The sequence below is a fragment of the Actinokineospora spheciospongiae genome (genome assembly GCF_000564855.1).
Classification (GTDB): domain Bacteria; phylum Actinomycetota; class Actinomycetes; order Mycobacteriales; family Pseudonocardiaceae; genus Actinokineospora; species Actinokineospora spheciospongiae.
The window spans coordinates 1-13,393 of the sequence record NZ_AYXG01000020.1 but is presented as its reverse complement, the minus strand read 5'-3'; the positions used below and the strand labels follow the sequence as shown (position 1 = coordinate 13,393).

The following is a 13,393-nucleotide window of genomic DNA, read 5'->3' as shown; positions in this document are numbered from 1 at the left end:
CCCGCACGGCTCAGCCGCGCGGCAGGGTCGAGTAGAGCGTGGCCAGGGCTTCCCAGTGGCGGTTCTCGGCGTCGACGTCGTGGGTGGAGTTGTCGGGGACGGCGAAACCGTGGTGGGCGGGGTAGAACTCGACGGTGTGCGCGACGTCGGCCATGGTCAGGGCGTTGTCGAGCAACTGGGCCTGGTCGGCGGTGAAGGAGCTGTCGTCGGCGGCACCCGCGACGTAGACGGTGGCCTCGATGCCGTCCGCGGCCAGGTGCGGGCTGTCGGGGTCGTCCTCGACGGCGAGCCGACCCCCGTGGAAGGAGGCCGCGGCGGCGACCTTCCCACCGAGGGCGGTGGCGGCCAGCAGCGACATCCGGCCGCCCATGCAGTAGCCGGTGGTGCCCACCCCCGGGCCGACGACCTCCGGCCGGGCCAGCAGGAAGTCGGCGTAGGCGCCCGCGTCGGCGATGATCCGCTCGTTGGTCAGCTCACCCATGAGGCCGAAGAGGCGGGCGCGCTCGTCCGGGTCGCTGAAGGCGGTGGCCATGTCGAACGGCTCCCAGTTGCCGGCCCGGTGGTACACGTCCGGCAGCAGCACCGCGAAGCCGGTCTCGGCGAGGCGGTCGGCCATGTCGCGGAACGTCTCCCGGGGGCCACCGGCGTCCGGGAACACGATCACACCGGGCCAGGGGCCGTCGCCCTCGGGCAGGTGCAGGGTGGCCTCGGCGGTGCCGTCGGGGGTGTCGATCTGGACGTCCTGTCGCATTCTGCTGTCTCCCTGGGGGCATCGGCTCCCCCATCCGGGGGCCGGGTCCATTCTGGCGCAGCCGGGACCGCACCCGCTCGCCGAAGCGCGGCGGACCGGTCCAAGTGGACTGTCGCGCGGGCGTCAGCGCCGCCCCCCGCGCGCGGGGGGCGTGCGGTTCGACGCCGGGAAGAGGTTCCGGCCGGTGAACCCGCCTTCCACGCAATCGACGTAGGACCGGGCCACGACGCGCGCGGGCACACCCGACAGCTCAGCCAGCCCCAGGGCGACCTGGGTCTCCCGCACCCAGCCCGGGCTGACCACGTTGACGCGGAGGCCCCTCGGCAAGTCCGGCGCGGCCGCGCGGACGAACCCCTGCAACCCCTCGTTCACCAGCACGCCGACCGCACTGCCCGGCGCCTGCCGACCGAAGTCACCCGCGGTCAGCGTGATGGAACCGCCGTCCCGCAGGTGCGCGATGGACCGCGACACCAGCATCGCCTGACCGATCAGCTTGCCCCGCAGCGCTTCCCCGAGGTGGTCACCGGTCAGCTCCCCGAGCGCCACCGAGCGCGCGTGCGCCGCCGCGCACACCACCGCGTCCACCCCGCCGACGACGTCGAACATCCGGTCGACGGACGTGGAATCCCCGATGTCCACCGGGACGCCGCTCTCCCGGGACGCGCGCACCACCTCGTGCCGGGGTTCCAGCGCCTCGACCACCGCCGCACCGATCGTGCCCGACGCACCGATCACCACCACCCGCACTTGCCCACCCCTCCTCGACGAGTCGGACCACCCGCCCGACGACCACCACCTTCGCAGCGCGGCGGAGGCGCTGCCCAGGCCCGGTCAGGGGTGGTCCCGCCGTGGGTGCACCTGGCAGGTGCAGGCGAAGTCCCGCGGGCGGGGGCATGATCGAAGCGTGGACCAGCGATCGGAACTCGGCGGATTCCTGCGGTCGAGGAGAGCCCGGACCAGGCCTGAGGACGTCGGCCTCCCCGCGTACGAACGCAGGCGGGTCCCCGGCCTGCGGCGCGAGGAAGTGGCCCGGCTGACGGGCATCAGCGTCGGCTACTACACCAGGTTGGAACAGGGTCACGGCGCCAACGTGTCCGACTCGGTCCTGGATTCACTCGCGGGCGCACTGCGGCTGGCCCCGGACGAGCGGACCCACCTCCGCAGCCTGACCCGCCCCGGGCGCAAGTCGCCCACCCGCGCCGCACCCGAGCACGTGCGCGACAGCGTGCGACTGCTGGTCGGCTCCCTCGGCGACATCCCCGCGCTCGTACTGGGCCGGTCCGGTGACGTGCTGACCTGGAACCGCCTCGCACACGCCCTCCTCGCCGGACACCTCCCCCGCGAAGCACCGGAACGCGTCGACGACCGTCCCAATTGGACGAGGTTGTTCTTCCTCGACCCGCGCACCCGCGAGCTGTTCTCCGACTGGCCGGAGAAGGCGAAGGACACCGTGGCGGACGTCCGGCTGGCACTGGGCGCGCACCCCGGTGACAGCAGCCTCGCCGAACTCGTGGGCGAACTCCTGGGGAGGAGCACCGAGTTCCGCACACTGTGGTCCGAGCACCCCGTCCGGCGCTGCACCTCCCACAACCGCGAGTACCACCACCCGCTCGTCGGCGACCTGACCCTGTCCGACGAACTCCTGACCCTGCCGGACGACGACGGCCAGCGGCTGGTCGTGTTCAGCGCGGACCCGCGCTCCCCATCCGCGGCGGCGCTGGCCCTGCTGGCCGAGAACACGCAAGGACAAGGTGGTCAGCAGGCGGTGGCGCTGCTCGCGGGTGAGGGTTGACGACCGCCCGTCGAGACGGTCACCCGTGACCGGCGGCCGTTGCCGGTTCGGCGGAGGCGGCGCGGGGCGGGGTCGAGGGTGAGGAGCAGGTCGCGCAGCAGGGCGGAGAGCCGGTCGCGGGATCGTGGGCCGATCCGGTCGACGAGTTCGGCGGTCGCGGCGGAGTGGGCGCGCTCGCCGTCGCGTTCGTGACGCTGCTCGTGATCGGGACGGGCCTGTTCGTGGTGTCCCCCCTGCTGCCCGCGATCGCGGTGGAGTACGGCGTGTCGACCGGGGTGGTGGGGATGTCGGTGACCGCGTTCTCACTGGCCTACCTGGTCGGCGCGCCGCTGGGCGGTGCCGTGGCCGACCGGGTCGGCAGGCGCGGGGTGCTGGTCGTCGGTCTGACCGGTTTCGCGCTGGCCAACGCCCTGACCGCGGTGGCGGTCCGGGTCGGGGTATGTTCGCGGGGTGGCTGATGTAGAGGTTCGGGACGTGGTGGAGTCGAGGCGGTTCGAGGCCGTGGTGGACGGGCGGGTGGCCGGGTTCGCGGAGTACATCCGCGGCGAGGGGTTGGTCGTGTTCCCGCACACCGAGGTCGACACCGCCTTCGAGGGGCGGGGGGTGGGCAGCGCGTTGGCGCGGGCCGCGCTCGACGACGCCAAGGGGCGCGGGGCGGCGGTGCTGGCGACGTGCCCGTTCATCGCCGGGTGGATGCGGCGGCACCCGGAGTACCTGGAGCTGGCCTACCAGAACCGGAGTTCGGTCAGCGACTGACGCCGTGACCGGCTCCGCGCCGGGCGCGGGGACGAGGGGCACGCCGACCGACCGGATGAGCGAGGCGCTGGGGCTGCGCACCGACGGGTCCGCGCAATCGCTTGCGCAGCGCGACAAGCACAAGATGGTCGACACCGTCCGCGCGGCAGGCCCGGCCGCCGCGGACCAAGTCCGCGAGGTGCTGGTGCAGAGCCACCTCGCGGGCACCGAGTACATCGTGGACACCGTGAGCGTCGACGGCCGCGCCCACGGCGCCACGACAAGCACCTACTGCCCGACGGCAGGCCGATCCACGACCGGAACGTGCTGCTCGCCCCCGACGACCCGGTGTGCGATCCGCTCATCGCCTACGCGGAGGACGTGCTCGCGGCCCACGGTGTCCACAACGGACCTGCCCACTCCGAGGTCATCGTGACCGGCGGCGGACCCGTCCTGGGCGAGGCCGGGGCCCGCTCAACGGCAACATGCACCCCGCCTTCCACGACCTGTGCTCGACGCCGACCACCGCGTCATCGACTCCCTTCGCGAGGGTGTGGTGGCCACGGTGGGGATGACGACGGTCGCCGTGCTGAGCGCGATGAAGGGCGTGTGGACGGGTGACAAGCCAGCCGTCGCGGGCAAGGGGTGGGGCCGCACCGGTGCTCGCCCGGTCCGGGGGTCCGGGCGAGCACCGGTGGGCTCAGGAGGACATCACCAGTTCGGCGCGCTCCCACACCCGGTGCAGGCCCACCGACTTGATCAGGTCCGCGGTGAACGTCTTCACCGGCTTGTCCCCGAGCACGATGCCGGGTGCGGTGGTGTCGATGCCCGCCGCGGTCAGCACCTGGTCGCCGTCGCCCCAGGCGGCGATGGTCTTGCAGTGGCGGAAGGCTTCCTGGAGCAGGATGGTGAGCTTGATGTCGCGGAAGGCGCCCAGGCCCGCGGCGACCACCACCGCGTCGAACTCGACGGAGCGGGTGGTGAGCAGGGTGCGCTCGACGATCCGGGTGGTCTTGCCCTTGGCGATGACGCCGCCGGTGGGGGCGATCACCCTGGCGATGGCGCCCGCGGCCTCGATGGCTCCTGCCAGCTTCTCGACACCGCCCAGGTCGGCGCCGGGTCCGGCGAAGATGCCGATGACCCGACCGGTGATCGGGCCCGGGCCGGGCGGGATCTGCGACAGGGCCGGGGAGGGCACGACCTCGGCGGCGGGCTTGCCCTTCGGGGCGGGCAGGCCGAGACCGGCGGCGACCGCGACGCACAGGTCCTCGTCGACGTTGGCCAGCACGGAGAGGGCGCGTTCCTTGATCGCCTGCTCGTAGCACTTGCCCAGCTCGAAGGTGAACGCCTCGACGACGTGCACCTGCTCGACCTTCGACAGGCTCCGGTAGAACAGGGTGGCCTGGGAGAAGTGGTCGTCGAACGACACCGGGTTGGCGCGGACCGCCTCGCCCTCGATGTGGCGGGGGCGGTGGACGTAGGCGCCCTCCTCCTCCGTCGCCACGCGGGGCAGGCCCTGGTCGACGCTGTTGGGCAGGTAGGGGGCCTGGCCCTGGTGGATCGCGGTCTGGTGCATGCCGTCGCGCAGCATGTCGTTGACCGGGGCGTGCGGGCGGTTGACCGGGAGCTGGGTGAAGTTCGGGCCGCCGAGGCGGGTGAGCTGCGTGTCCAGGTAGGAGAACAGCCGCGCCTGCATCAGCGGGTCGTTCGTGACGTCGATGCCGGGGACGAGGTTGCCGGTGTGGAAGGCGACCTGCTCGGTCTCGGCGAAGTAGTTGGTGGGGTTGCGGTCGAGGGTCAGCCGCCCGATGATCTGGACCGGCGCCAGCTCCTCCGGGACGATCTTGGTGGGGTCGAGCAGGTCGATGCCCTCGAAGGTCTCGTCCTCGGTGTCGGGCATGACCTGGATGCCCAGGTCGTACTCCAGCGGCGCCCCGGCCTCGATGCCGTCGGCCATGTCGCGGCGGTGGAAGTCGGGGTCGGCGCCCGCGGTGATCTGCGCCTCCTCCCACACCAGCGAGTGCACCCCGGCGACCGGCTTCCAGTGGAACTTCACCAGCGCGGTCTCGCCGTCGGCGTTGACCAGGCGGAAGGTGTGGACGCCGAAGCCCTCCATGGTCCGGTAGGAGCGCGGGATGGCGCGGTCCGACATCGCCCACAGCACGTGGTGGGTGGCCTCGGTGTGCAGGGTGACGAAGTCCCAGAAGGTGTCGTGCGCGGTCTGCGCCTGCGGGATCTCCCGATCCGGGTGCGGCTTCCCGGCGTGGATGATGTCGGGGAACTTGATGCCGTCCTGGATGAAGAACACCGGGATGTTGTTGCCGACCAGGTCGACGTTGCCCTCGGCGGTGTAGAACTTCACCGCGAACCCGCGCGTGTCGCGCACCGTGTCGGCCGACCCGCGCGACCCCAGGACCGTGGAGAACCGGGTGAAGACCGGGGTCTCGCGGCCCTTCTCCGCCAGGAACGGGGCCTTGGTGACCGACGCGGCCCGCCCGTTGGCGACGAACGTGCCGTGCGCGGCGGCGCCGCGGGCGTGCACGACCCGCTCGGGGATGCGCTCGTGGTCGAAGTGGGTGATCTTCTCCCGCAGGTGGAAGTCCTCCAGCAGGGTGGGTCCGCGGCGCCCGGCCTTCAACGAGTGGTCGGTGTCCGGGAGCCGCACGCCCTGCGCGGTGGTGAGGAACTCCCCCGCCTGGGCGCGGCTGTCCTCGCCGATCGTGCCGAGGAGTTCGGTCTTCCCGGTGGGGCTGGTGGGCTTGGGAGCCGCTTGGTCACGCTGGCGCTTCGGGGGCACAGTTGCACTCCAACATCGGTGTTCGGTTCGGGATGCGGGTGGCCCCGTGGCCGTCGGGGGGTTCGTGCTCCCCGGGCGGATCGGCGGCACCACCCGGGATTGCGGTCGGTGCGGGCGCGGAAGGTCGTGGGCTGGCGGTGGGACGTCCTCGGGGCGCCTGCCTGTCGGCCCGACGTTCCGTGCCTGCCGGGTACCCGTGATCGAGTACGGCAAACGGCGCCATCGGGACCGCTCGGGGGTCACCCGGTCGGGACGGTGCCGCGCGGGTTGGCGTGCTGCGGGACACCACTTACACTGTCGTCGTCGTGACGACAACAGGAGAGTCATCGAAAGGATGACGAATATGGCACAGGGTGCGGACGCGGTGCTCCGGGCGCTGCTGCGCGACCTCGACGACGCCAGGGCGGGCACGGCCGACGCCGAATCGCTGCTGGGGGCGTTGACCGCGCTGCGGAACCTGCGCGAGCGGATGGCCGGGTGGGAGCCCGAGCTGATCGGGGCCGCGCGGGCGGCGGGGACGAGCTGGGCGGACCTGGCGCCCGCGCTGGGCGTGACCAGCAGGCAGGCCGCCGAGCGGCGCTACCTGCGGTTGCAGCCGATCGAGGGCGAGGAGACCACCGGTGAGCAGCGGGTCCACGCCCGCCGGGACCAGCGGGCGGGCGACCGGGCGGTGTCGCGGTGGGCGCAGGACAACGCCGGGGTGCTGCGCGCGCTGGCCGCGCACATCCACGGGCTCGACGACCTGGGCGGCACCGCCAGGGAGCACGCCGACCGCCTCGGCGCGGCCCTGGGGGACAACGACCCGGAGCGGCTGCTGGCCCCGCTCAGCGATGCCCGCACGCACCTCGGGGACCACCCGGAGTTGACCGGCCGACTGGACTCGATCACCGAGCAGACCGCGCGGCTGCGCCGGGAAGCCGCTGCGGCACGACGTGGCGGCACGCGGCCCCGACACTGAGGAACGCCGCGCATTCGGGAGGTGCGGCGAATTCGGGGGCCGTGGTCAGCGGAGGGAGTCGTCGACCGGTGTGCCGATGATTTCCAACCGATCGGTGAGGTCGATGAGGGCCGCGAGCAGACCCAGGCCCAAGCGCTGCTCGACCGGTGAGTCGTATCCGATCTCCTCGTAGAGGGCGCACAGCTGATCGCGGGCGATCTCCCGGGGCGAGGGGCGTTTCCTGAGCACGCCGGGTATTTTGACATCGCCACCCCGCGCAGACCAGGCTTGCGCGGAATCGGCAGGATCACATGTTCCCGCGCTCCGATGTCAGGTGGCGGAATCCACAGCTTCGTGAATACCGCCACCTGCGGCTTTCAGGGGGACTCGGGGCGCTGTTCGCGCAGGGTTTCGTTGAGGCGCTGCGCCTCGTGCAACTGGTCTTCCAGTGCGATGATGCGGCAGGCGGCGTCGAGGCCGGTGCCCTGGTCGACGAGTTCCCGGACGCGGGCCGCCACCCGCAGTTGGTGCCGGGAGAACCGCCGGTGGCCGCCGGTGGACCGCTGCGGTTCGATCAGGCCCGCCTCGCCCAGGCTGCGCAGGAAACCGGGGGTCGCCCCGATCATCTCCGCCGCCCGGCCCATGGTGTAGGCGGGGTAGTGCTCGTCGTCGAACCTGTCGGCCGCACCGGGGGCGGCCGAGTCTCGCTGGTCTGGGATCATCGAGCCTCCGCACGGGTAAAGGGCCCCGGCGCTGTGCGCCGGGGCCCGCAAGGAATCAGGTTTCACCATTGACAACCGGTCTCGCGACCGGACTGAAGTACCCGTGCCCGTCCAGAGGACGGCGTTTCCGGGGATCGCTTGTTGATAACCGAGAACCACCTGCCAATCTGATGGGACTGCGGTACCCGCACGGCGTGGGACAACCGTCGCGGGCGATCCAATGATGCCACCCTTCCTTTCTCTCACATTACCTGGACATCACTTGCCGGTACTGCAACTGCACTTTCACCAGCACTACTGAAACTGCGGTACTACAACTGCCTGGTATTACAACTTCGGTACTGCGTCTTGCGGTGTTCAACTGCACTTTCGCACTGCAACTGCCGATATTGCGACTTCCGGTGTTCCCACTTCTGCACTGCTTGTCTCACTTCACGGGCAGTTCCGTCATCTCCCGTGCCTGTCAGACCTTGTCTCTCTGGCTACGAGAAGAACACTACACCGGACCGCCAGCAATGTCTACCTCAGCCAGCACAGATTTTGTGGCACGACCGGCTGATGCACGCTGACCAGGCACGACGCCCGACCCAGGTCACCCGTCGGAGTGACCCGGGCCCAGGAAGCCCAGCAGGGCGCGGGCCAACTGCTCCGGCGCCTCCTCCGCCACGTGGTGCCCGGACTCGATGCCCACCCCGCGCACGTCGGGCGCCCACGGCCGCCACACCCGCACCACGTCGCCGTAGAGGTCGACCATGTCGTCGCGGGTGGACCAGGCGACCAGCACCGGGCAGGCGACGACGCGGCCCGCCGCCCGGTCGGCGTCGTCGGCGGCGCGGTCGACGCCCAGGCCCGCGCGGTAGTCCTCCAGCATCGCCCGGACCGTGGCGGGGTCGTGGACGGCGCGGCGGAAGTCGGCGAAGTTCTCCGCCCCCAGCGCCTCCGGGGTGGCCCGGTCGCCGACGCCGTACCAGCGGTCGGGGTCGGCCAGGATCGCCCGCTCCGGGATTTCCGGCTGGGCGAAGAAGAACCAGTGGTACCAGTCGTGGGCGAACTTCGCGTCGCAGCGGGCCAGGGCCTCCCCGATGGGGACGCTGTCGAGGACGGCCAGGGCCGTGACGGCCGCCGGGTGGTCCATGGCGAGCCGGAACGCCACGTACGACCCCCGGTCGTGGCCGACGACCGCGAACCGCTCGTGCCCCAGCACCGACATCAGCGCCCGCACGTCGGCCGCCATGGCGCGCTTGCTGTACGGCGCGTGGTCGGCGGTGGTCGGCGGCTTGTCGGACTCGCCGTAGCCGCGCAGGTCGGGGCAGACGACGGTGTGCCGCTCGGCGAGCAGCGGGGCTACGCGGTGCCAGGTCGTGTGGGTGCGGGGGTGCCCGTGCAGCAGCACCACGGGCGGCCCGTGGCCGCCGTGCCGCACGCGCAACACGACCCCGCCGACATCGATGCGCTCCAGCGCGAACCCGTCGAACACACCGCCGAGTGTGGCCCACCGGTCAGCGCGGGGCCAGGGCCGCGGTGGAACCCGTGGCGCCCGCGGCGGCGGGACGGCGCCCGGAGCCGGGTGGTCGCCGTCCCGGCCCGCTCAGCCGTGCAGGTCGCGGTAGGCCGCCGCCGCGCCCGGGTGCAGGGGGACGGGGGCGGTGGTGATGAGCGAGCGCAGGTCGAGGTACTGCGTGCCGACCGCCGACGGCGGGATGAGGTCCGGGGCGGCGCGCACCAGGACCCGGGCGACCGCCGCGGCCACGTCGTCGGGCAGGGCCGGGGAGGTGAGCAGGAGGTTCGCGACGCCGATGGTGGCGACGGCGGCGCGGTGGCCGTAGGTGCCCGGCGGCACCACCACCCGCTGGTACACCGGCCCGTGCGCCGAGCGCAGCGGTGCCAGCGCGGCGGTCAGGTCGAGCAGCCGGATCGGGCGGGCGGCGGCGAGGGCGACCAGGGCCGGGGTGGGCACGCCACCGGACCACAGCAGGGCGTCCAGCCTGCCCGCGGCGAGGTCGGCGGCGGCCTCGGTGAGCGAGCGGTGGTCGACCGCGGCGGTGACGCCGCTCGCGGCGAGCAGCCGCTCGCCGAACAGGGCGGCGCCGGAACCGGGGGCGCCCAGGGAGATCCGCCGACCGGCCAGGTCCGCCACCGCCCCGGCCGGGTCCTCCTCGGCCACCACGAGCTGCATGTAGTTCTCGTACACCCGGCCGATCGCGCGCAGCGGCAGGGGCGCGGGGAACGGCGGTCCTCCCCCGGTCGCCGTGGCCGCGCTGTCGGCGAGGACCAGGCCCAGGTCGGCGCGGCGGTCGTGGACGAGTTCGAGGTTGCTCCGGGAGCCGTCGGTCGGCCGCACGGACGCGCCGAGGTCGGCGTCGAGCCGGGCGGCCAGCAGCGAGGCGAACTCCACGTAGAAGCCGCCGGGCTCACCCGCGGCGACCACGAGCGACCGGGCCGGACCGCGGTGGCCGCCCACCGCGCGACCGGTGAGCCCGGCCGCGCCCGCGCCGACCGCGCCGAGCCCCAGGGCGGCCAGGCCCAGCCGCAGGGCCGAACGCCGGTTCACCCGGCCACCGCCGGGAGGTCGAGCAGCACCACGAGACCGGGGTGTCCAGGGTGGATTGTCATCCGGCCGCCGCGGGCGGTCACCAGGCGCTCGGCGATGGCCAGGCCCAGGCCGGACCCGGAGCCGGAACCCGAGCGCCAGAAGCGGTCGGTGAGCCTGGGCAGGTCGGCCCCGGCCACCCCGGGGCCGTCGTCGGCGACCCGCAGCCGGACCCGGTCCGCGTCCACCGAGCCCGTCCAGCGGACCGCCGCACCCGCGCCCGCGTACTTGATCCCGTTGTCCAGCAGCACGTCGAGCACCTGCGCCAGTTCGGATTCCGCGCAGCGGACCGGCAGCGCCGCGACCAGCCCGGCGGGCCCGGCGAGGGTGATCCCCGCGTCGGCCGCCGCGGCGTGCCAGGCCTCCAGGCGGTCGGCGAACACCAGGGCGGCGTCGCAGCGGGCGTCGGTGGCCGCCGCGGCGAGGTCGGTGGCGGCGCTGTCCGCCGAGGCGAGCGCGAGCAGCCCGTCCAGCAGGGCCTGGAGCCGGTCCACCTCGGCCACCACCGACGCGTGCGCGCCACCCGGGTCGGTGTCGGTGAGCGCGTCCAGGCGCAGCCGCAGCGCGGTCATCGGGTTGCGGAGCTGGTGGGAGGTGTCGGCGACCAGGGCGCGCTGCCGGGCGGCGGACTCGGCCAGCGCGTCGGACATCCGGTTGAACCCCTCCGCCAGCCCGCGCAGCTCCGGCGGGCCCGCCACGACGTCGACGTGCGCGCGCTCCCGGCCCGCGGTGACCGCGTGCACGCCGTCGGCGAGCTGCGCCACCGGTCGCAGCACCCAGCGCGCCAGCCGCACCGCCAGCAGCGCGCACGCGGCCGCCGCCGCCAGCGCGGCCCCGAGCACCACCGCCCACCGCGCGGTGATGTCCGCGACCGCCGGACCCACCGACGAGCGCAGCACCACCGCACCGGAGACCCGGTTGCCGGTGCCGACGGCCTGGCCGAACAGCAGGTCCCCGCCCGACCACGGCCGCAGGTCGTCCGGCGCGGGCCGGGGCTGGTTGCGCAGCGCGGCGTCCACCGCGGCCACCACCCCCGGCTCGGTCGCACCCATCCCCGCCTCCACGACCACCTGCCTGCGGGCGTCGACCACCACCACACCGTCACCGAACACCGCGGTGTGCGCGAGCACCTCCGCGCGGAGCCGGTCCTCCGCCTCCGCCGCGCGCAGCACGTCCGTCGACCCCTCGACGACGGCCTGCTGGGCGAGGGTGGCGAAGCGGGCCAGGTCCGCGGTCCGGGAGCGGGCGAACTCGCCGGTCCGGTTCGCCGCGGTGCTGCCCAGCAGCGGCACCGCGAACCCGGCCACCGCGAGCACCGAGAACGCCAGCAGCACCAGCAGCAGTCGCCGCCGCATCAGCCGTCAGCCACGTCGGGCACACCAGGCTCCCCTGTCCGGACCGGTTCGGGCACCAGCATGGCAGTGCCCGGCTCAGCCGAAGCGCTCCACCAGGTCCGACACCAGCAGCACCAGGAACAGCGCCGACGACGCGCCGAGCAGCAGGTTCGACAACCAGCCGGAGCGGCCGTCGCGCTCGATCCGCTCGGAGTTCAGCAGCAGCATCAGGGTGATCGCCAGGAACGGCATGAACACCGACCCGAGCAGGCCGTAGACGAGGGTCAACCCGAACGGCTTGTCCAGGAACAGCAGCACCATCGGCGGGAACGTCAGCCACAGCAGGTAGCCGCGGAAGGGCAGCGACCGCTCGACCGCCGACACCCGGTACCCGGCGGCCCGCTCCGGCTCCACCTCCACGACGGCCTCCTCACCGGCGACCACGGCGGCGGCGCCGACGTCGGCCTTGCGCCCGTGCGGCAGCCGGATCGTGCGGGTCAGGTCGGCGAACAGCAGGCTCACGCCGTTCCACACCCCCAGCAGCGACGACGAGGTCACCGCCAGGAATCCGATGAGGAACAGCAGCCGCGCCCAGTCGCCGTAGCGCTCCCCCAGCGCCGTGCCCAGCACCAGCAGCCCGCTGTCGGACTGGGTCAGGTTCTGCCCGAACAGGACGGTCGAGCCGACGATCAGCATGGCCACCACGAAGATGCCGGTCATGACGTACCCGACCGCGTTGTCCAGCCGCATCATCGACAGCCAACCGGTGCCGCGCCAACCCTTGGCGAACATCCAGTACCCGTAGGCGGCCATGGTGATGGTGCCGCCGACCCCGCCGATGAGCCCCAGCACGTACACCGTCGAGCCCTCGGGCAACCGCGGCACCAACCCGTTCGCCAGGTTCCCCAGGTCCGGGGCGACCAGGACCGCGATGGACACCACGGACACGAACTTGAACAGCACCAGCACGGTCATGAACTTCTCGAACACGTGGTAGCGCTGCAACCACACCAGCACCAGCCCCACCACGCCCGCGATCATCGCCCAGCCGCGCACCGGCAGACCGCCGAACAACGCGTTCAACGGCAACCCGACCGCCGACATGGCGGTGGCACCGTAGACGAACCCCCAGATCACGATGTAGGCGGCGAAGAACCCGGTGGCCCAGCGGCCCAGCCTGCGCCAACCGTCGAGCAGGGTGGACCCGGAGGCCAGGTGCCAACGGCCCACGCCCTCGCCGAGGGCGAGCTTGAGCCCGGTGCCCAGGACGGCGGCCCACAGCAGCAGGGTGCCGTACTCGGCACCGGCGACCATGGTGGCGATCAGGTCCCCGGCGCCGACGCCGGTGGCCGCGGCGAGCAGCCCCGGGCCGAGGCCGCGGAACCTGGCCCTTCCGGTGGGCGGGGCGACCTGCGGTGACGTTTCCATGGCTCCTGCTCCTCGTTGCGCCGGAGTTGCCGTGCCGACGACCGTAGGCGGGGGGCCGGGGGCGCCAGGCCGATCTTCACAGTTTCTTAGGACTCTCGCGCTGCGGCTGTTCCGGGCGGCCTGTGCCTGTGCCTGTGCTTCGAGCCCGGGGTTTGGTGGGGGTGCCCGGGTGGGTGGATGTGCTTCGCCGCGCTTCGGCTCAGGCCCGGTCTCTTGGTGGTGGGTGCCCGGCTGGGTGGATGTGCTTCGCCGCGCGCTTCGGCTCAGGCCCGGTTGTTTGTCGGTGGTGCCCGGCTGGGTGGATGTG

The 13,393-nt window shown here is 73.0% G+C and carries 14 protein-coding genes; 5 read left to right on the top strand and 9 right to left on the bottom strand.

Annotated features, from left to right (window positions below):
• Nucleotides 1-10 precede the first annotated feature (10 nt).
• Entirely contained in the window at nucleotides 11-751 is a 741-nt protein-coding gene (locus tag UO65_RS02345) for a dienelactone hydrolase family protein (RefSeq protein WP_035278278.1), read from the bottom strand.
• A gap of 123 nt (nucleotides 752-874) precedes the next feature.
• Entirely contained in the window at nucleotides 875-1,498 is a 624-nt protein-coding gene (locus UO65_RS02340) for a short chain dehydrogenase (RefSeq protein ID WP_052020514.1), read from the bottom strand.
• 157 nt (nucleotides 1,499-1,655) lie between these two features.
• On the opposite strand from UO65_RS02340, the gene UO65_RS02335 reads away from it, so the two are divergent.
• From UO65_RS02335 to UO65_RS02320, 4 genes are all read left to right on the top strand, one after another.
• Nucleotides 1,656-2,543, top strand: coding sequence for a helix-turn-helix domain-containing protein (locus UO65_RS02335; RefSeq protein ID WP_052020512.1), 888 nt, complete (start codon nucleotides 1,656-1,658; stop codon nucleotides 2,541-2,543).
• Nucleotides 2,544-2,707: 164 nt separating this feature from the next.
• Nucleotides 2,708-3,001 (top strand): MFS transporter, encoded by a 294-nt coding sequence (locus tag UO65_RS02330; RefSeq protein WP_035278276.1) that lies wholly within the window; start codon nucleotides 2,708-2,710, stop codon nucleotides 2,999-3,001.
• Nucleotides 2,994-3,299: a GNAT family N-acetyltransferase gene (locus tag UO65_RS02325; protein ID WP_035278274.1), complete on the top strand. Its 306-nt coding sequence runs from the start codon at nucleotides 2,994-2,996 to the stop codon at nucleotides 3,297-3,299. Before UO65_RS02330 ends, UO65_RS02325 begins: the two co-directional genes overlap by 8 nt.
• 4 nt (nucleotides 3,300-3,303) lie before the next feature.
• The gene (locus UO65_RS02320; protein WP_052020510.1) at nucleotides 3,304-3,714 is read left to right on the top strand and encodes a hypothetical protein; all 411 of its coding nucleotides are present in this window, start codon (nucleotides 3,304-3,306) and stop codon (nucleotides 3,712-3,714) included.
• 264 nt (nucleotides 3,715-3,978) lie between these two features.
• On the opposite strand, the gene UO65_RS02315 is transcribed toward UO65_RS02320, so the two are convergent.
• Nucleotides 3,979-6,075 carry a catalase gene (locus tag UO65_RS02315; RefSeq protein WP_035278272.1) on the bottom strand — a complete coding sequence of 699 codons (2,097 nt, stop codon included), beginning with the start codon at nucleotides 6,073-6,075 and terminating at the stop codon, nucleotides 3,979-3,981.
• Nucleotides 6,076-6,418: 343 nt separating this feature from the next.
• On the opposite strand from UO65_RS02315, the gene UO65_RS02310 reads away from it, so the two are divergent.
• On the top strand, nucleotides 6,419-7,033 hold the full coding sequence (locus tag UO65_RS02310) for a hypothetical protein (protein ID WP_035278270.1): 615 nt from the start codon (nucleotides 6,419-6,421) through the stop codon (nucleotides 7,031-7,033).
• A 45-nt stretch (nucleotides 7,034-7,078) separates the two neighbouring features.
• Here the strand turns inward: UO65_RS02310 and UO65_RS02305 are convergent, their stop codons facing one another.
• From UO65_RS02305 to UO65_RS02280, 6 genes are all read right to left on the bottom strand, one after another.
• Entirely contained in the window at nucleotides 7,079-7,261 is a 183-nt protein-coding gene (locus UO65_RS02305; protein ID WP_035278268.1) for a hypothetical protein, read from the bottom strand.
• A gap of 128 nt (nucleotides 7,262-7,389) precedes the next feature.
• Nucleotides 7,390-7,734, bottom strand: a complete 345-nt coding sequence (locus UO65_RS02300) for a MerR family transcriptional regulator (RefSeq protein WP_035278266.1) — start codon at nucleotides 7,732-7,734, stop codon at nucleotides 7,390-7,392.
• A 592-nt stretch (nucleotides 7,735-8,326) separates the two neighbouring features.
• Entirely contained in the window at nucleotides 8,327-9,211 is an 885-nt protein-coding gene (locus UO65_RS02295) for an alpha/beta fold hydrolase (RefSeq protein ID WP_035278264.1), read from the bottom strand.
• Between the two features lie 111 nt (nucleotides 9,212-9,322).
• Entirely contained in the window at nucleotides 9,323-10,285 is a 963-nt protein-coding gene (locus UO65_RS02290; protein WP_035278262.1) for a TAXI family TRAP transporter solute-binding subunit, read from the bottom strand.
• Nucleotides 10,282-11,679: a sensor histidine kinase gene (locus UO65_RS02285; protein WP_035278260.1), complete on the bottom strand. Its 1,398-nt coding sequence runs from the start codon at nucleotides 11,677-11,679 to the stop codon at nucleotides 10,282-10,284. The genes UO65_RS02290 and UO65_RS02285 overlap by 4 nt, the downstream gene beginning before the upstream one ends.
• Nucleotides 11,680-11,754: 75 nt before the next feature.
• Entirely contained in the window at nucleotides 11,755-13,086 is a 1,332-nt protein-coding gene (locus UO65_RS02280) for an Nramp family divalent metal transporter (protein WP_035278258.1), read from the bottom strand.
• Nucleotides 13,087-13,393: the final 307 nt, after the last annotated feature.

Bases quoted from the DNA above. Each gene is read 5' to 3' on its own strand.
- UO65_RS02345 (WP_035278278.1), bottom strand. From the start codon at position 751: ATGCGACAGGACGTCCAGATCGACACCCCCGACGGCACCGCCGAGGCC.
- UO65_RS02310 (WP_035278270.1), top strand. From the start codon at position 6,419: ATGGCACAGGGTGCGGACGCGGTGCTCCGGGCGCTGCTGCGCGACCTC.
- UO65_RS02300 (WP_035278266.1), bottom strand. From the start codon at position 7,734: ATGATCCCAGACCAGCGAGACTCGGCCGCCCCCGGTGCGGCCGACAGG.
- UO65_RS02285 (WP_035278260.1), bottom strand. From the start codon at position 11,679: ATGCGGCGGCGACTGCTGCTGGTGCTGCTGGCGTTCTCGGTGCTCGCG.
- UO65_RS02280 (WP_035278258.1), bottom strand. From the start codon at position 13,086: ATGGAAACGTCACCGCAGGTCGCCCCGCCCACCGGAAGGGCCAGGTTC.